We start from the raw sequence: 17722 nt of genomic DNA on the forward strand, positions 1-17722 counted from the left end.
CATCCCGTTCGTCAGGCACCCTGCCCCTCTCGATACGCAGCCGGATCGTCGATCCAGCGATTGACGGCGGACTCGCGCCAGCCAGCGCCGTGGACGCTGATGGAAAGCTGACGCGGGAATGTGCCATCCGCGATCTTGCGGTAGAGGGTCGAGCGAGAAAGCCCAGTACGGGCCAGAACCGTTTTCAGTCGGATGATGCGTTCGGAGTTGGACATGGATGCAAGCCTTTCAAAGCAGGCGTTTCACTAGCTCCCGCCACGAACATTGGATGTTGATGCGTCCCGGGCAAGCGGCGCCTTCGGCGCCCCGGCATGCCAACAAAAATCCGCAGGGTGACTATAGAAGACTGTAGCGGACCCGAGAGGACAGCAGCGGAATCTCGGCGCATTCCAGCGCAAAATAAAGCGATCCAGCTTTTGTCTTACTGTTGCACGGGAGACACGCTTTTCGAGAGCGGATCGGGCGTCTCGTGCTCGTTTCTGAAAACTTTTAAGTCGAGTCGTACATGGCAGACCTGATTTTCTGGCCTGCCCGCCAGAGATCAGCATGTTCCTAACCGTGTCGTCGTGCAAGGCTATCGGCACTGAAGTTCCGATTACGGCACGGCGATGCCGATCCTGGAGCGATCCTCAATCTATTCGAGCTTCGAAACCCGGCGCGTTGGAGGTTATCGGGCCTTTCGCGCCACGCCTGGTCTTCGCAAGGCGGCGCTTACTTGGTATTTTGAGCGGCTTCCAAGCGCGCGACTTCGCGCTCCAAGACGTCGCGGATAAACGCCGCCCTGCGCTGCGCACCCACCAATTTGTCAATCCGCTCGCCAAGCCCTTCAGGTAGCCGGACGTTGGTCGATTTCACGTTGAGCGGCGGCCTTCCCATTCTCGTGTCGTAGCCCGGCAGAACGCGCGTTCAATCGGAAGCAGAATAAGCGGTGCCGCTTATTGATTATTTCCAAGCTTGTGCGCTATAAGCGGTGCCGGTTACTCGTTGCCGGCGCCTCCATCGCCTCTGTCAGCGAGTGTGACGAGGGCAGGCCGATGATCCGACGCGATGCTTCCTCCTCTGATTCGGTTGTCGAGCGCGGCGCATCGCGTCGTGGTTTCTTGCAGGCGTTGAGCGCCGTGCCGGCGGTTGCAGGCGTTACCCATCGCGGCGGGACGCTTACGGCCCTTCACCGACGATTCGATGATGACCCCGCTCCGCTCGCGCGAAGCAAAGAGGGGCGCCAGTTGAGCCGCGTCCGCTACCATCGAGCGGAGAGCTTCTTCCGCACACTGGAACGTGTCCGGTGTGGGCGAACGAGCGATACGCTCTACCTCGCCGGCATCGTCGCCCAGCTTGGTCTCAGCGCCCACCTGCTAGACGTCGGTTTCCCTGACGATTGGTGCGCCCGTCACATCGGCCTGCGGGTAACGAAGGCACTCACCTACGCAAACGCCACAGGCTTCGGTCACGAATGCGCCGACATGGCGAGGCTGGCGGATGTCCTGACGCCCTATTGGGTGTGGCGCCGGCCGCACCTCGATGGCGAGCCCACTCCAGATAACGGCGGCTTCACCATCGAGCAAATCCAGCCGCTGCTGCGCGCCCTGTTGGAGCGGGTACATAGCGTCACCGGACACCCGCGTCCCAATGGGTGGCATCAGCGCCGGGATGACCGAGCATGACCGGCCTGGACCGTCTATCGGCACCCATCGCCCAAGAGCTTCGGCGTATCTCCGCGATTGTGTTCGATGCCTATGCAGAAAGCCTCAAAGGCCGAACGTCGGATCGTTATCGCACCGGGCGCATCGTCATGCTGATCCTCCACGGCAGTCATGCGCGTTTCGATCCTGCGGGAGCCGAGCCTGGCGAGGCCTTCCACCTGCTCGCGATCGTCAATCATCCGAAGCTTGCGCGCCGGATGGACGATTGGCGCCTCGTTCGCGATCGATTGGATCGCGCATGGCAGCATAGTGAGATCACGCATCCGGTGCGGCTCACCCTCGAAAGCCTGGAAGGGATCAACCGTGCGCTGGTCGATGGCAGGCCGCATTTCGCTACGATCGCCGCAGAGGGGATCTTTCTTTTTGAAGCGACGGGCGCGCGCCTTCAAACACCGCGCCTGATGTCGGCGGCAGAGCGCAGTGCGCGAGGCCTCGCTGAATATGCGCGCTGGTACGAACGCGCGAGCGACTTCCTGCTGGGCGCTGCCTTCTATCAGGCGCAAGGGAATGCGCCGATGGCGGCGCTCCTGCTCCACCAGACATGCGAGCATCTCTATCAATCCGCCTTGCGCTCGTTGACACTGCACGGCCCGCGCACGCACGCGATTGACGAATTGCGGGAACTGGCGGAGGCGCTGGAGCCGCGCCTGCGAATAGCATGGCCGCGAGAAGAAGCGCCCGAGCGACACGCCTTCGGCTGCATTCGCAGAGCTTATATCGAGGTACGTTATGGACAATCCTACCGGATCGCCACCGACGAACTGACGTGGGCAATGGAGCGTATCGTCCTGCTGCACGAACTTGTGGCGAAGCTATGCCCCGAGCGACTTTCCACGTCGACAGCGTCAGCGACCAGCGCATTACTTACCGCGCCGGAGGCGTGTCATGTCCTTTGACGAGGATCGGCGCGCTGTTGCGATTCGGGCGCTCCCCGTGCTGCCTCGCGCGATCTTCCTGCTTCACAACTTCTATGACGTGGACGTTGATGCGATGGCCGACGGGATCGGCACGCATGCGACCAGCATTGCGGCCTGCCTTTCCGATGCGAGAAGCGCGATCTTTCGTCACTGGCCCCGGCTCGACGGCGAGAAGCACGCTGCTCGCGACAGCACCGCAACAGTGACGGCGCTGGGTGAGAGCCTGCGGCTCGATTATCGGGCGTCTCTGGAGGCCGCTTTCATCGAGTGTGGCTACGTCGGCACCGTCCTATGGCCTGCCACCAGCGATGACGTACACGCTGACGAGAATTCAGCGGCGGCGTTTATCGTCTCGCAGCTTCACCCGTCGCTACGCGCTGCTGTCGCACGGTCACAGCGCGAAGGCGTCACCACGCTCGATCTCTGGCAATCCGTGCGCCCGTGGCGTCGGATCAGGCGGGGCCGGCTTTTGCAGGTCGCCGCCGAACTCCGCTGCTCCGGCTGGCAGACATTCGAAACGTGGTTGGCGGATCGTATTGCCCCGGAGCGCTACTATCCGGATGGCGTCATGTCGATTGCCCGTTTGCGTCGCCCGCTGCCGGGCGAAATGGATTCCGCCGAGCCGGGACTTTGGTTGCCGCATTGGCCGGACGATGCGGAACGGCAAGCTCGCTTCGACACACTCCCGATCGTGACACAGCATGTCTATGGCCTATTCCATCTGAGCGGTCGGAATAGCCATGAGATCGCAAGGCGGCTTGGCATCAGCCGCCGCAGCGTTGGTCGCCGACGCGATCGGGCATTCTACGCCGTCGCGGGCTGGACCTACCCAAACCTAGCGTGGCGAATCTATCTCGTGGTGAGCGGCAAACGGAATCTGTGGGCATATCGCTTGCGCAAGGTACGGGCCGCGTTGCGCGAATGATCCCATGATCACGACGGGATATGAGATCACGATGAACCGCCCGTTCGATCCTTCCCCTCTTGCTCGAAAGCTCTTTTGCCCTTCCGCCGCCAGAGCGCGAGCGCTGTGTCACGTTCCTCGGCCCGCAATCTCTCCGCGATCGTGATCAACGCGCCGTAGAGCGTAGCGCGATCATCATCGACGAGATCGACCAGGCCAGCCTTCACGACGAGGCCGCCAAGCTCGATCAGATGGCGGGTGCGTTCCCGGCGCTTGACGACCCATTCGCGCATGTCGGTTCGTGCCTTGCCTGCCTCAAGCCGATGCCGAACCGCCTTCGAGCGGGAGAGTGCCGCCCGGCTCGCTTCGAGGTCCGCGCGCAGGCTTGCGCTCTTTGCCCCGAAAGAAGGCCGCGCCCGCCGCACGCCATACATCCTTGGTCGCCGCATCATTCATCCCGATGGCGTGCAGCATCGCGCCGGTCAGCACATCGCTGTCGAGCATATCGGCACCCACGGCCACGACCAGTTCGCCAAGCTGGCGCACCCGTCGTTCCCTGAGCGCCTTCGCCTTATCGGCTAGCGCTTTCAGTTCCGAATCGAAGTCGCGAGGTTTGCGCATCGAACAGTCTCCATTGCGAGGTGATGCAGCTATGATAGAAGAGCCATGCCCGTGATGCAGTAGAGTCGCCGGGACACGCTGGGACCACCTAGTCCCTTCCGAGAAAATTTCGAGAAGGGCGCGCTTATACGTCGTTCCGACGTGCGCTGAGAAGTGTAGATGGTACGCCGCTATGGCGATCTACCATTTCAGCGTTCAGGTCATCGGTCGGGCGTCGGGCCGCTCCGCCGTGTCGGCGGCGGCCTATCGCGCGGGCGAGCGTCTGCACGACGAGCGCCTCGACCGCGACCATGATTTCCGCGCCCGCTCCGGCGTCGAGCACAGCGAGATCATGCTGCCCGAAGGTGCGCCCGAGCAGTGGCGTGATCGCGAGCGTCTGTGGAACGATGTCGAGGCGTTCGAGAAGCGCAAGGATGCCCAAATTGCCCGTGAGGTGGAATTCGCCATCCCGCGTGAAATGACCAAGGCGCAGGGCATCGAGCTTGCCCGCGACTTCGTGCAGGCGGAATTTGTCGATCGCGGCATGATCGCCGACCTCAATGTGCATTGGGATATCGGCAGCGACGGCCAGCCCAAACCCCATGCACATGTCATGCTCACCATGCGCGAAGCAGGGCCGAATGGATTCGGCCAGAAGGTGCGCGACTGGAACGACAAGGAGAATGTCGAGCGCTGGCGCGAACGCTGGGCCGATCACACCAATGCACGGCTGTCCGAACTCGATATCGACGCGCGGATCGATCACCGCAGCCTTGCCGACCAGGGCATCGACCTGGAGCCACAAAGCAAGATCGGCGCTCCGGCTCAACGCATGGATGCGCGCGGCCTGGATGCCGATCGTGCCGATATGCACCGCGAGATCGCGCGCGGGAATGGCGAGCGGATCATCGAGAACCCGCGTCTCGCCTTGGATGCGATTACGCACAGCCAAGCGACGTTCACCAATCGCGACTTGGCGATGTTCGTGCATCGGCACAGTGACGGGCAGGAGCAGTTCAACGCGGCGATGAGCGCGGTGCGCGGCTCGCCCGATTTCATCGCGCTCGGCAAGGACGGGCGCGGCGAAGAGCGCTTCACCAGCCGCGAAATGATCGAGGCCGAGCAGCGTATGCAGCGCGCCGCCGAGATCATGGCGGAGCGCGAACGGCATGGCGTTAGTGAGCCTGAGCGGGAAGCGGCGCTCCGCGCGGGAGCGGTGCGCGGGCTGGAGCTTTCGAGCGAGCAGCGCGCGACGTTCGATCATGTGACCGATGGCCGGGGCCTGAGCGTCGTCGTCGGCTATGCCGGAACCGGCAAGAGCGCGATGCTGGGTGTGGCGCGCGAGGCGTGGGAGGATGCCGGCTTTCATGTGCGTGGCGTGGCCCTGTCCGGCATTGCCGCCGAAGGCTTGGAGAATGGTTCGGGCATCGCGTCGCGCACCATCGCCAGCATGGAGCATGGCTGGGCGCAGGGTCGCGACCTTTTGAGCGCCCGCGATGTGCTGGTGATCGACGAGGCCGGCATGGTCGGCACGCGCCAGTTGGAGCGTGTGCTGTCCCATGCGGCAGAGGCCGGCGCGAAGGTCGTTCTGGTCGGCGATCCGCAGCAATTGCAGTCGATCGAAGCGGGCGCCGCGTTCCGCGCGATCCATGAGCGGCATGGCGGCGTCGAGATCACAGAGGTTCGGCGCCAGCGTGACGACTGGCAACGCGACGTCACGCGGCGTCTCGCTACCGGTAGGACAGGCGAAGCCATTGCAGCCTATGCCGACAAAGGCATGGTCCATGCCGCCGATACGCGCGAACGGGCGCGGGGCGAACTGGTCGATCGATGGGATGCGGAGCGTAAGGCCCGCCCCGACGCCAGCCGCATCATCCTCACCCACACCAACGACGAGGTTCGCGACCTCAACACCGCTGCCCGCCAGCGCATGCGCGAGGCCGCCGCGCTGGGTGACGACGTGCCGATGAAGGTCGAGCGCGGAGATCGCGCCTTCGCATCCGGTGACCGCATCATGTTCCTGCGCAACGAGCGCAGCTTGGACGTGAAGAACGGCACGCTCGGCACGGTCGAGCAGGTGAGTGCGGGCCACATGGCGGTGCGTACTGACGACGGGCGCTCCGTTGCCTTCGACACCAAAGACTATCGCGACCTCGATCATGGGTATGCCGCCACGATCCACAAGGCGCAGGGCATGACCGTGGACCGGGTGCATGTGCTGGCGACGCCGAGCATGGATCGTCACGGCGCCTATGTCGCGCTGTCGCGCCATCGTGACGGCGTGGACCTGCATTATGGCCGCGACGATTTCGCCGATCAGGGTCGGCTTGTCCGCACCCTTTCGCGCGAGCGCACCAAGGATATGGCGACAGATTACGAGCCTACCGATCCCGCCCAGGCGTTCGCCGAACGACGCGGGATCAGTGTCCGCGACCGGATCGTCGAGATCATGCGTAAGGTGCCTGAGAAGGCGCGCGGCATATTCGACGGGTTCAGGCCAAAGGCACCTCAGCCCGAACAGTTGCGGAGCAACCAGCCTGCTCTCAGCGCTGGCGGCCTGCGTAGCGCGATCGAGCGCTACGCCAGAGCTTTGGACGAGATTGGCCAAACCCGCGAATCGGGGGCGAGCGTCATGCCCCATCAGCGGGCGGCATTGGAGCGCGCCAGCCAAGCGCTCGATGCGATCCGGCCCGATGCCTCTACGGATGCGGGCGCGACGTTCGCGCGCAGCCCCGAGCTTGTCCGCGAGGCAGCCGAAGGACGCGGCCAAGCTGCGATGCGGGCCATGCAACTGGAGGCGGAAATCCGCGCCGACCCGTTCCAGCGGGCCGATCGATTCGTCCAGGGCTGGCAGCAATTGCAGCGCCAGCATGAGGATTTGGTGCGCGACGGTGATTTCCGGGGCGCGAAGACCGCTGCCCAGCACATGTCCGATATGGCGAAGAGCCTCCAGCGCGACGCCCAGCTCGAATCGGTGCTGGGTCTGCGCACCCGCGATCTTGGCCTCGAGTTGCCCGAGCGAACGGGCCGCAGCCTGTCCGGCGCGCTCGCCGATTCCATTCCCTTCGTCCGCGACCGGAGCCTTGGGCTCAGTCGCTAGTCAGGAGTCGTTGCATGGATGACATCGCATCACCGATCGAGCAGGAGCCCGAAGAGGAAACCGCTGCGCAGGCTTTCACACGGTTGGACGGCCGGATCGCGATGATGGCGCGTGCGGTCGAACATCTCGCCGCCGAACGGGCCAGCATCGACATTCCCGATTACAGCGCGACGCTGGGGCAGATGAACACGCGCCTCGCTGCCGCCGCGCAAGCGCTGGCGGAGATTGCGGGCAAGCCTGCCATGCAGTTGACCCCGGAAGCATTGGCATCGCGGATGAATGCGGCAGCGGAGAAATCTCGCGCCATGGATCAGACGACGCTTCGGGAGGCGCGGGAGGGGCATGTGGACGCCACGCGGACCATTCGTGGTCTAGTCGGTGTCATGCAGGGTGTGAGAGAGCGGCGGCGGCGCCTGGTTTGGTCGGCGGGGGGCGCGCTTCTAGCCGGGTGCGTCCTATGGTCGATCCTCCCCGGTGCTGTTCTCCGGGCCTTCCCGACGAGTTAGCATCTGCCGGAGAGCATGGCGGCGCATATCATCGGCGAGCCGAGTCTATGGGATGCCGGCGCTCGGATGATGAAGGGCGGTGATCCCGCCGCATGGCAGGCGATCCTATCAACCGACAAGATCCGACGCCAAAATCTCGACGCGCTTACCGCGTGTGAGCGAGCAGCGGCGAAAGCGGGAAAGCCTGAGCGATGTTCGATCTTGATTGAAGCGCAGGAGTTCTGATCACCCATCGTGAAGCCGGCCAGCCGCTACAGCGCTATTGGGAAGCGCGCGGCCGGCCGGCTACATTTCGATCGGAAAGGCCCGCAATTTATCAAGGCAGCCCGGTAAACTTGAAGAAGAGGCGGAAGTCAAAGGCCCAATCGCCGGCAGTGACGCCGGACGAAAGGCTGTCACCTACCGCATAAGCCGTGTTCCGCGTGATGATGATCCGGCCACCGTGGGTGAGGCCGAAGGGCTCGCTGTAGGTACCGCCGTTGCCGACACCGGGTATCTGAAGATAATCGGTCGCGGCGCCGGAGGTGAGGACGGCGACGAGTGCATATTGCGTGCCAGCTGTGACGTTGACGACGCTGGTAAAGGGGACGACCTGCTCGGCCGCAGCTGCGGTGACCGGCGAGGATGTCGCGAGAACGGCGGTGACGTTGTAGCTGGCGTCCAGTTTCAGCAGCTGGACGACATATGTCCCGCTGGCCAGCTGGTTGACGACACTCACCGCTGCGATCGACGCGGCCTGCTGGGCGGTGAAGACGATGCCCTTGGTAGCGCTCGCGGCGGTGTTGCCGCCGGCCAGTCCCGTAACGAAAACCGAATATGCGTAGGCGCCACCGCCTCCACCGCTTGAGCCGCTTGCTGCCGTGGTGATGCGTCCCTTGGCATCGACGGTGATGTTGGCGCTGGTGTAGGTGCCGGGTGTCACGCCCGTATTGGATAACGTGGTCGCGGTGCCGCCCGAGGTCGTCACATCGCCCGTGAGATTGCCCTGCTGGGCGCAACTCGTGAGCGCTGTGAAGTTGCCCATGATCTTGGTAGCATCGGCCACCTGGCCGTTGGTGATGCTGTTCGGGACCGTACACGCTGCGATCACCGGCGATGTCGTCACCAAGCCCAGTCCGAGAGCGAGCGATGCCCAAATTGCCCTGTTCTTCATTGTCGACCCCATTTTCCCCAGACGTCCAAGACGTCGAAATCATGAAGAGAGATTGGCGTGAGCCGTGTTGATCAGTTCGCGCTCCAGGCGAAGCAAAGATAAGAGCTGGTGCCCCAGACTGGATGTGTGGAAGTGAAGGCCGTGTTCGACTGGCTCGTGCGATTGCCGTTCTTGTCGTAGACGTAGTTGATGCACTGATTCTGATTGATCAGCATCATCTGAAAGGCGACGGCCAAGCGAGGCATCGGCATGTTTTGCGGCGTTTTTGCCGTTGCGTCGCCTGTCTTGGCCTGCGCCGCAGGTGCAAAGATCACGCAGCCCGCCAGCAGCAATATGGCTGTTAATCCCGCTGAACGACGCATTTTCATACCCACCCCCTCAGCCGTTGCAAACAACGTGACACCCATATTAAGGCCAACAGTCGACCTCTTCACCCTCCAAATGCGATCCTCCTGTCAAGGTCGAGCCAGCTTCAGAAATCTATCCAAAATGAAGTAGAAGTCATATTCTCGGCTCGTTAACCTCTCTTGCAGTCTCGTGACTCCTATTAAGACCCTATTCAGTAGGGCAAAACGCGATTCGAGAAAATATCGTTGCACAGACTCGACTATATATCCATAGTCGATTCGTATTCCGGCTATCGGGCGGGATCGGCGTCGCGCATGGGGTTGCGCGCGGGAGGGCATCCATGCGGCTGTTTGCAGTCATTCTGTCTCTGTGGGCATTGTTGATCAGTCTTGCCGCGCCTTTGTCTGCGCAATCATATGCGGTTCCGCCCGTGCCCTTTACCGGGGGCTGGTCGAGTACCGTTCCCGGCGACAACTTTTCCTACCAGACGGCGGACTCCGCATGTCGGGCGGATTGGCAGCATTTCAATCCGACAGCGACCTATGACGGTGTGCCCTCAAAACCCGGCGAATCTGATGTCCTTGACTGCAACTGGCATGGCGGTGGTCTCATCCTGTCAGGCAGTGTCCTGTTCTTCTGTAACGGCGGTAATCGTGTCACGGGATATCGCTGCGTTCATGGCGAAGATGTAATGCCTGAATGCGAGGAATGCGCCCGGCAGCACAGAGCGCTGGCCATCCTCGCGGGTTGGCTCTTCGATCGTGGCGAGCCGGTGTCGGTCGCCACGGGCTCGCAATCAGAAGATGAACATGACTATGCGACCGGAGACGGCCTACTCGGCGTCGATCGCGCCTATCGCAGTACTCAACGGCGAAGCTATACCGCAGCAGATCATGAGCTTCCCGGCTTCGGCTATGCCTGGCACGGCGTGATCCCCGGTCGCCTCATCATCACCGGCAGCGACGAGAGCCAGGCGCAGTTCCACGACGATGTCGGCCTCATCGACTTCTTCCAGGCACCGAGCGATACCAGTTCCTTCGTATATACCGAACAGGGAACCAGTCCCTACAAGCTCTCGATGGTGGGTGCGCCGACCGGTAGCCGCACCGACTATTTCGGAACGGGTGCGTCGGTTGCCAACGGCGCGGCCGAGATGCGGCTCGACTTCGGCAACGGCGAAACCCTCTTCTTCCGCCGTGCCGATACCTATCGGTATCAATCCTATATCCGCTATCTAGTGCCCATCGAGCACGATTTCCCGAGCGGCTATAAGCAATATTTCGACTATCCCGACACTAGCGAGTATCCGAGCCGGATTCGCGACAGCTTCGGGCGCCAGATCACGATCGACTGGACCACGGTACCGAGTTACGATGCGTCCATCGTCTACAAGGTAATCAGCGCGCTGCACCTGCCTGACGGCACGTCGATGAGCTACGGCTACGACCATCCGCATTCGGGCACGTTCTATTCGAACGAAGGGCAGGATCGTCTGATCTCGGCTAAGCATCTCGATGCTAGCAGCTCGCTGCTCTGGCAGCACAGCTACGTCTATGAAAATGCGGACTTCCCCTATGCGCTGACCGGCATCGTCGACCAGAACAGCCAGCGGCTCTCGACGCTGGCTTATTCCAACGCCGGCCTCGTCTCGTCCACGCAGCGCGCGGGTGGCTTCGACAAATACACCTTCTCCTACCTGCAGGATGCCACGACACCGCTTCAGCATTTTATCCGCAACGTGACGGGGCCTCTCGGGCAGGCCGAGACCTACACCTATTTCCGCGACCAGAATGCGCCGGCCGCAATGCCGCCGACCCTGATGCGGATCGATCGGACGGCCAGCGCTACGGTTCCGGCCTCGTCACAGGTGTTCAACTACACCACCACCAACAGTTACGATTTCATGATGACCTCCGATCAGGATGCGCGGGGCAATACCACGGGGTTTACACCGGATACGGTTAACCGCCGGCCGACCGCTACGACCGAGGCGCAGGGCACCAGCGTCGCCCGGACCACTAGCACCACATGGCATAATCAGTTCAATCTGCCGACCCACGAGGTTCGTCAGGGCCTGACGACCGATTATACCTACACCGCGACCGGTCAACTTTTGACACGCACCGAAACCGACACGACAACGCAGACGCTGCCTTATTCTACGCAGGGGCAGACGCGCACTACTACCTTCGCGTGGGACGCCAATGGGCGTTTGCTCACTGTAAACGGCCCGTTGTCAGTCGATGCGTCCGGCCACGACGATACCATCACCTTCACATACGATGTTAGCGGCAACCGCCGCACGATGACCGACGGACTCGGCCACGTTACCCATTACGATGCCTACGATGCCAATGGCCGCCCGGGCACGATGACCGACATGAACGGAATCGTCACAGCCTTCACTTACGATGGTCTTGGCAGGGTCAAGACCATTACTGTCCGGCATCCGACGACCGCCAGCCTGAATGCTGTCACCACGCTCGACTACGATGTCGAGGGGCGCGTGATTGGATTGACGCTGCCCGCCACCGAGAAATTGATCGTCGACTATAACCTCGCGGGACTGATGACCGCGGTTCGCGCCGCCAATGGCGAGCAGATCGACTACACCTACGACGCGATGGGCGACGTCATCAGTGAGACAACGAAGCGCACCGATGCGACGGCATCCAAGTCGATCACGCGCACGTTCGACAGCCTCGGCCGCATGCTGAGCGAAACGCTTGGACCGCAGCGGACCACCAATTGGGCCTACGACGCCAACGGCAATGCAACGGCGGTCACAGCGCCGCTGGCCAACGCAACCACTCAGGCATTCGATGCGCTCGACCGGGTCAGCTCGATCGTGGCGCCCGACACCGGCGCCACCGGCCTGCAATACGACCAGAAGGACGGGATCACCCAGAACACCGATCCAAAATCCGTGGCCACGACCTTCGTGCGCGACGGCTTCGGCGAGGTGGTCAAGGAGACATCGCCAGATCGGGGGAGCACGACCCTCTACTACGATGCCGCCGGCCGGATCACGCGCACACAGGACGGGCGCGGTCAGATCATCGATTACACCCGCGACATCCTCGGACGCGTCACCAAGAAGACACCGCAAGGCCACACCGCCGAGGTCGTCACCTACACCTGGGATACGGGCGGCCTGTCCGGCACTTATGGCGTCGGTCGCCTTAACGCGATCGTCGATGCGTCGGGCACGACCACGTTCCAATACGATCATCGCGGCAATATGCTGGTCCAGCAGCAGTCGGTCGGCACCAGCACGGCGGCGCAGCTCGCCTACGCTTATGATCTCGGCGACCGGGTGACACAGGTGACTTACCCCTCTGGCCGGATCGTGCAATATCTGCGCGACACGAAGGGCCGCGTGACGACGGTGCAGACCAAGGCATCCTCATCGGTGACGAGCTGGACGAGCCTCGCGAGCGCGATCACCTACGAGCCGTTCGCGGCGCTCAAGACCGAGACGCTCGGCAACACGCTGTCGGTCGCCAACAGCTGGGGCAATGACGGTAGGCTCGCCTCGCGCCGGCTCTACAAAACTAGCGGAGGGACCAACCTCTCCTCGCTCACTTACACCTACGACAATGACGACAACGTCACCGGCATCGTCGATGGGCTGAACGACAACAATTCGGTCTATTACGGCTACGACGTCAACGACCGGCTGGCGCGCACGCTGCTGACCGCCGGCACAGTCACCACGACGACCGACACCTATACGACCACCACCGGCACCAATCGGCTGGCCTCGATCGCGAACACAAGCGGCACGCGCAGCCTCACCTATGACGCGCGCGGCAATCTCGCTGGCGAGACCCGGCCGGGGTCGATCAGTGCCACCACCACCTACGACAGCTATGCAAGGCTTACTGGCTATACCCGCACCGATACGGGCTCGCTCACCTTCACCTACAACGGCCGCGACGACCGCGTCTCCAAGACCAGCAGCGCGGGAACACGTCGCTTCGTCTACGATCCTGACGGCCGCGAAATCGGTGAATACGGCACGTCTGCAGCTGACGTGAAGGCTGAGTTCGTCTGGGCGCTGCCGCAGATCGACAATGACAATATGCCGTTCGGCGGTGACGACGGTGTGGGGGGCTACATGCCGCTCGCAGTCGCCACGCCCAACAGTAGCGGAACGATTGTTGTCAACTGGGTGCATGGCAGCCATCTCGGCGTGCCGCTCGTCACCACTGATGCGACCGGGGTGGCCGCGACCACACCTAACGATTACCTTGCGCCAGGCTTTCCGGGCCAGAGCCGGACGATCGCAGACCTTTATTACAATCGCTATCGCGACTATGATCCCTCTACCGGCCGATACGCACAAGCTGACCCCGTCGGTCTCAATGGCGGACAAAACAGCTATAGCTATGCCGCGAACAATCCGATCAAACGCATTGATCCTCTTGGCACTACTGATTGGGCCTTAGCATTTCGACTTGCTGGTCTCGTTGACATGGCCGGATTTGGCCCTGAAGATCCCTTCGCGGACGTGGCAGCCGCTGGAATATTTATTACGACAATTGTTCTTACGACAAACTGCAGTGAAGAAGAGGCGAGAAAAGAATGCCACGAGAAATGCGTGGAACTAACGGTTGGACATGGTTATGGAAGTCAAGCGCCCATTAGATACAGAAAGTGTATGAGAGATTGCTTGGCCAAGAGTGGTTATCATAACTACTAACGGGAAGATATAAATGAAATCCGAAATCGGGAGATCTATGATGGATCTTGCTAAATCTCTGGATATCAATCTTGGAGAGTTGGATATAATAATTAGCGCGATGAGCGATACCAATGAGCGGGCAGTTTGGTCAAATAGGCTTGGATCTGTCATTAGATCTATCAATGAAGAGATAATTATTCCTCTTGAAAAGGAATTCCCTGAGTTAATAGATTAATAAGCATAGTATTCTACACGCAGATATGTATATTTAAAATGATATTTGCGAAGCCGCGATATCGATTGGTTCAAGCTAGAGGAAGTATTCACTGTGCCAAGCAGTCCCGGGATCGACACTTTGGCTCATTGGTTTGAGTGCTCTGCAGCGTAGGGATCGAATGGATTAGTCGGCGCCAAGGGCATTTGCTGCAGAACGCGAGGGGGCGGCGTGACCGAAATGTCCGATGCATAAGTCGATGTCGGAACCCGATCACGCGCCTCACCAGTCAGTGCTCGGACAATGGCCGGAGTGCCGAGCAGGATGAAGCAGCCGAGCAGGATGCGCCCCATCTCGCGGGGGCTGGAATAGCCGAGCAGCATGCGAAAGCCCAGCAACGCGACAGCCAACACCGCGATCGCGACACCCAGCGCTCCGAACAGGAGGTGGGCTATCCAGCCGGACGCCTCACTTATGCTGCCGCCAGCAATATTCGGGCTCAAATAAGCCATGATATCCGTTAGTGATCGTCGCGACCATTTCTGTCAATCGATAGCATTTAGCTGATTCGTCGAGTAGCCTTTCGAAGTAGTGTGTGCCAAGGTCGCATTGTCCGGGGGTGTAGGGGGTTCGCGTTGAGACGACTTCATGTTTTCGGAGCTGCTTTGGCGGTTGCGCTCGGCAGCGTTCCCGCTTTCGCCCAGGTCGCTGAAGATCCGGAAGGCTCGGGCGTCATCATCGGCGCGGTGAACTGGTTGCAGGGGACCTTGCTCGGCACGGTCGCGACCGTCGCCGCCGTCATCGCGGTCGCCTCGGTCGGCTTCATGATGCTCACCGGACGCATCAACTGGCGTCACGGTGCGGTCGTCATCCTCGGCTGCTTCATCCTGTTCGGCGCCGCCAGCATCGTCGCCGGCATCCGCTCGAGCGTGGGCAGCTGAGATCGCGCCATGGCCGAGCAGTTGCGACAGGAGACGATCTTCCTCGCGTTGACGCGCCCGCAGATGTTTGCGGGCGTCACCTACGGCTTCTTCGTCATCAACATGATCGTGGCAGCCGAGCTGTTCCTGATCTTCAAATCCTTCTGGGTGATCCTCGTCGCCGCGATCCTCCACGTCGCGGGTGTGCTGATGTGCCTGCGAGAGCCGCGCTTCTTCGACCTCTGGCTCGCCCGAGTGCGGCTGTGCCCGCGCGTCCGCAATCATGCCGTGTGGCGATGCAACTCCTACCGGCCCTGACCGCCGATCCGCGCGTGATCGCGCGCGAGAAGTCGGCGGGCAGCCACCTTCCTTATGCCCGGCATGTCGATGACGTCACGATCGAGACACGCGACGGCTTGCTCCTGCAGATCATCAAGGTCGATGGACTGCTGTTCGAGACCGCCGACACCGACGAACTGAACTATAGGGCATCGCTTCGCGATGCCATGCTGCGGACCCTGGGATCGCCACGCTTCGCGATCTACCATCATGTCGTACGCCGACCGGCTGATATCAGCCTCGACGGTGTCTTTCCCGACCCCTTCTCCGAGGAGCTCGACCGACGCTGGCGTGCGAGGCTTGGCGCACGCCAGATGTTCGTCAACGAGCTCTATCTGACCGTCATCCGCCGCCCGTTGCAGGGACGCATCGGGTTTGCGGATCGATTGCGTGGTCTCGCGGCAAGAAGCGCCGTGGATCGCTCGGCTGCCTTCGCCACCGAAAAGCGGGCGCTCGATACGGCGTGCGAAACCATCATCGCTTCTCTCTCCCAATACGGGCCGCGCCTGCTGTCGGTGCGAGAGGCAGACGGCATCGTTCGCTCCGAGCCGCTGGAGTTCCTTGGAAGCCTCTATAACGGCGCCCATCAGGAGATCGGTCTTCCGCTCGGCGATCTCGGCGAGCATCTGCCCTTCCGTCGGGTGAGCTTCGGCCAGGAAGCGTTCGAACTTGCTGCGGCCGGCCCCCATCCGCGTACCTTCGGTGCGATCGTCTCGGTGAAGGATTACCCCGCCGCAAGCTTTCCCGGCATGTTCGACCAGCTCTACCGCATGCCCTTCGAGATGACCGTCACGCAGAGCTTCGCCTTCGTGGAGCGCGGCGCGGCATTGGGACGGATGAACCTGACGCTGCGCCGTATGCGCGCCGCCGACGACGAAGGTATCTCGCTGCGTGATGGTCTCGTCCAAGCGAAAGACGACGTCGCCTCGGGGCGGGCCGGCTTTGGCGAACATCACACGACCATCATGGTGCAGGCGGACAGCCTGGCGACACTGGATGCGCGGGTCGCCGAAGTGACGGCCACGCTTGCCGATCTCGGTATCGTTGCCGTGCGCGAGGACATTGCTTTGGAACCGGCTTTCTGGGCGCAGTTTCCGGCGAACTTCAAATATGTGGTCCGACGGTCTCTGGTCTCGACCGCCAACTTCTCAGGGCTGGCGAGCCTCCACAATTTTCCGGTCGGGCAGGCACAGGCCAATCACTGGGGTGACGCCGTCACTTTGTTCGAGACGACGGCGGCCGGCCCTTATTTCTTCAACTTCCATCAGGCCGATCTCGGCAACTTCACGGTCATCGGCCCATCCGGCTCCGGCAAGACAGTCGTTCTCAACTTCCTGCTCGCCCAGGCGCGCCGCTTCGCGCCGCGCACGATCTTCTTCGACAAGGATCGCGGCGCCGAATTGTTCATCCGTGCGATCGGAGGCCAATATGACCGGCTGCGCCCCGGAGCAGCAGCCGGTCTCAATCCGCTTCAGCTGGAGGACCGGCCGGAGAATCGCCAGTTCCTGATGGACTGGCTGGCGCTGCTCGCAGGCGGAGCCGACGTCGCCGAGCAGGATATGATTCGCGAGGCGGTCGAGGCGAATTTCCAACAGGCCCCAGCCTATCGACGCCTGCGACATTTGGTGGAACTGTTCCGGGGCGCGGCGCGTCCGAGCGCGGGCGACCTCTATGCTCGCCTGCGGCCGTGGCGGGGATCGGGCGAGCGCGCCTGGCTTTTCGATAATGAGGCCGATCTGACCGACCTCGATGCCGCGACTATCGGCTTCGACATGACCGAAATCCTCGACGATCCGGTCGTTCGCACGCCGGCCCTGTTCTATCTCTTTCACCGGGTGGAGGAACGGCTCGACGGCACGCCGGCGATTATCGTCATCGACGAGGGCTGGAAGGCGCTCGACGACGATGTCTTCGTGCGCCGGATCAAGGATTGGGAGAAGACGATCCGCAAGCGCAACGGGATCGTCGGCTTCGCTACGCAGAGCGCGCAGGATGCGCTCGAAAGCCGGATCGCGAGCGCGATTATCGAGCAGGCCGCGACGCAGATCTTCATGATCAACCCCAAGGCCCGGGCCGAAGACTATGTCGGTGGCTTCGGGCTGACCGAGCATGAACTCGAGCTCGTCCGCACGCTCCCCGACAATTCCCACTGCTTCCTCGTGAAGCGCGGCACCGACAGCGTGGTGGTCCGGCTCAACCTGACGGGCGAGAAGGATCTGCTGACGATCCTCTCGGGCCGTGAGGCTACCGTGCGCCTCTACGACGAGATCGTGGCCGACCAGGCGGAAGAACCGGCCGACTGGATGGCGCAGTTGCTGGAGAGGGCTTGAC

Annotated in this window: 17 protein-coding genes; 11 read left to right on the top strand and 6 right to left on the bottom strand. The window is 62.0% G+C overall.

Annotated elements, in window-relative coordinates:
* Positions 1–11 precede the first annotated feature (11 nt).
* On the bottom strand, positions 12–215 hold the full coding sequence (locus HZF05_RS00630) for a helix-turn-helix transcriptional regulator (RefSeq protein ID WP_022691943.1): 204 nt from the start codon (positions 213–215) through the stop codon (positions 12–14).
* 819 nt (positions 216–1034) lie between these two features.
* Here HZF05_RS00630 and HZF05_RS00635 point away from each other — a divergent pair.
* From HZF05_RS00635 to HZF05_RS00645, 3 genes are read left to right on the top strand one after another with little or no spacing between them, the layout of a single operon-like run.
* Positions 1035–1664, top strand: coding sequence for a hypothetical protein (locus HZF05_RS00635; RefSeq protein WP_246331444.1), 630 nt, complete (start codon positions 1035–1037; stop codon positions 1662–1664).
* Positions 1661–2599 (top strand): HEPN domain-containing protein, encoded by a 939-nt coding sequence (locus HZF05_RS00640; protein ID WP_160364700.1) that lies wholly within the window; start codon positions 1661–1663, stop codon positions 2597–2599. Before HZF05_RS00635 ends, HZF05_RS00640 begins: the two co-directional genes overlap by 4 nt.
* A complete protein-coding gene (locus HZF05_RS00645) occupies positions 2589–3545 on the top strand; it encodes a hypothetical protein (RefSeq protein WP_160364701.1) in 957 nt (318 codons plus the stop codon). Before HZF05_RS00640 ends, HZF05_RS00645 begins: the two co-directional genes overlap by 11 nt.
* Before the next feature lie 26 nt (positions 3546–3571).
* On the opposite strand, the gene HZF05_RS00650 is transcribed toward HZF05_RS00645, so the two are convergent.
* Together HZF05_RS00650 and HZF05_RS00655 are read right to left on the bottom strand one after the other, a co-directional pair.
* Positions 3572–3817, bottom strand: a complete 246-nt coding sequence (locus HZF05_RS00650; protein ID WP_160364702.1) for a conjugal transfer protein TraD — start codon at positions 3815–3817, stop codon at positions 3572–3574.
* 22 nt (positions 3818–3839) lie between these two features.
* Positions 3840–4145: a conjugal transfer protein TraD gene (locus HZF05_RS00655; RefSeq protein ID WP_160364703.1), complete on the bottom strand. Its 306-nt coding sequence runs from the start codon at positions 4143–4145 to the stop codon at positions 3840–3842.
* A 172-nt stretch (positions 4146–4317) separates the two neighbouring features.
* Between HZF05_RS00655 and traA the strand changes: the two genes are divergently transcribed.
* Genes traA through HZF05_RS00670 form a run of 3 tightly spaced genes read left to right on the top strand, consistent with a single transcriptional unit; the run spans position 4318 to position 7955 of the window.
* Positions 4318–7224 (top strand): Ti-type conjugative transfer relaxase TraA, encoded by a 2907-nt coding sequence (gene traA / locus HZF05_RS00660; RefSeq protein ID WP_160364704.1) that lies wholly within the window; start codon positions 4318–4320, stop codon positions 7222–7224.
* 14 nt (positions 7225–7238) lie between these two features.
* On the top strand, positions 7239–7730 hold the full coding sequence (locus HZF05_RS00665; protein WP_160364705.1) for a hypothetical protein: 492 nt from the start codon (positions 7239–7241) through the stop codon (positions 7728–7730).
* Between the two features lie 15 nt (positions 7731–7745).
* Positions 7746–7955 (top strand): DUF6118 family protein, encoded by a 210-nt coding sequence (locus tag HZF05_RS00670; RefSeq protein WP_160364706.1) that lies wholly within the window; start codon positions 7746–7748, stop codon positions 7953–7955.
* Positions 7956–8046: 91 nt separating this feature from the next.
* Here HZF05_RS00670 and HZF05_RS00675 read toward each other — a convergent pair whose 3' ends face one another.
* Both HZF05_RS00675 and HZF05_RS00680 read right to left on the bottom strand, forming a co-directional pair.
* Positions 8047–8883 (bottom strand): hypothetical protein, encoded by an 837-nt coding sequence (locus HZF05_RS00675; RefSeq protein WP_181638759.1) that lies wholly within the window; start codon positions 8881–8883, stop codon positions 8047–8049.
* A gap of 71 nt (positions 8884–8954) precedes the next feature.
* Positions 8955–9290, bottom strand: a complete 336-nt coding sequence (locus HZF05_RS00680) for a hypothetical protein (RefSeq protein ID WP_181638760.1) — start codon at positions 9288–9290, stop codon at positions 8955–8957.
* A 281-nt stretch (positions 9291–9571) separates the two neighbouring features.
* Between HZF05_RS00680 and HZF05_RS00685 the strand changes: the two genes are divergently transcribed.
* Together HZF05_RS00685 and HZF05_RS00690 are read left to right on the top strand one after the other, a co-directional pair.
* A complete protein-coding gene (locus HZF05_RS00685; protein WP_160364708.1) occupies positions 9572–13936 on the top strand; it encodes an RHS repeat protein in 4365 nt (1454 codons plus the stop codon).
* A gap of 13 nt (positions 13937–13949) precedes the next feature.
* Positions 13950–14153, top strand: coding sequence for a hypothetical protein (locus tag HZF05_RS00690; RefSeq protein ID WP_160364709.1), 204 nt, complete (start codon positions 13950–13952; stop codon positions 14151–14153).
* Positions 14154–14278: 125 nt separating this feature from the next.
* Here the strand turns inward: HZF05_RS00690 and HZF05_RS00695 are convergent, their stop codons facing one another.
* On the bottom strand, positions 14279–14644 hold the full coding sequence (locus tag HZF05_RS00695) for a TrbC/VirB2 family protein (RefSeq protein ID WP_160364710.1): 366 nt from the start codon (positions 14642–14644) through the stop codon (positions 14279–14281).
* Positions 14645–14767: 123 nt separating this feature from the next.
* On the opposite strand from HZF05_RS00695, the gene HZF05_RS00700 reads away from it, so the two are divergent.
* Genes HZF05_RS00700 through HZF05_RS00710 form a run of 3 tightly spaced genes read left to right on the top strand, consistent with a single transcriptional unit; the run spans position 14768 to position 17721 of the window.
* Positions 14768–15073 carry a TrbC/VirB2 family protein gene (locus HZF05_RS00700; RefSeq protein ID WP_160364711.1) on the top strand — a complete coding sequence of 102 codons (306 nt, stop codon included), beginning with the start codon at positions 14768–14770 and terminating at the stop codon, positions 15071–15073.
* A gap of 9 nt (positions 15074–15082) precedes the next feature.
* Positions 15083–15370 carry a VirB3 family type IV secretion system protein gene (locus HZF05_RS00705; RefSeq protein WP_160364712.1) on the top strand — a complete coding sequence of 96 codons (288 nt, stop codon included), beginning with the start codon at positions 15083–15085 and terminating at the stop codon, positions 15368–15370.
* Positions 15349–17721 carry a VirB4 family type IV secretion/conjugal transfer ATPase gene (locus tag HZF05_RS00710; RefSeq protein ID WP_160364713.1) on the top strand — a complete coding sequence of 791 codons (2373 nt, stop codon included), beginning with the start codon at positions 15349–15351 and terminating at the stop codon, positions 17719–17721. The genes HZF05_RS00705 and HZF05_RS00710 overlap by 22 nt, the downstream gene beginning before the upstream one ends.
* Position 17722: the final 1 nt, after the last annotated feature.

This window comes from Sphingomonas chungangi (genome assembly GCF_013778325.1).
In the GTDB taxonomy this organism is placed as follows: domain Bacteria; phylum Pseudomonadota; class Alphaproteobacteria; order Sphingomonadales; family Sphingomonadaceae; genus Solisphingomonas; species Solisphingomonas chungangi.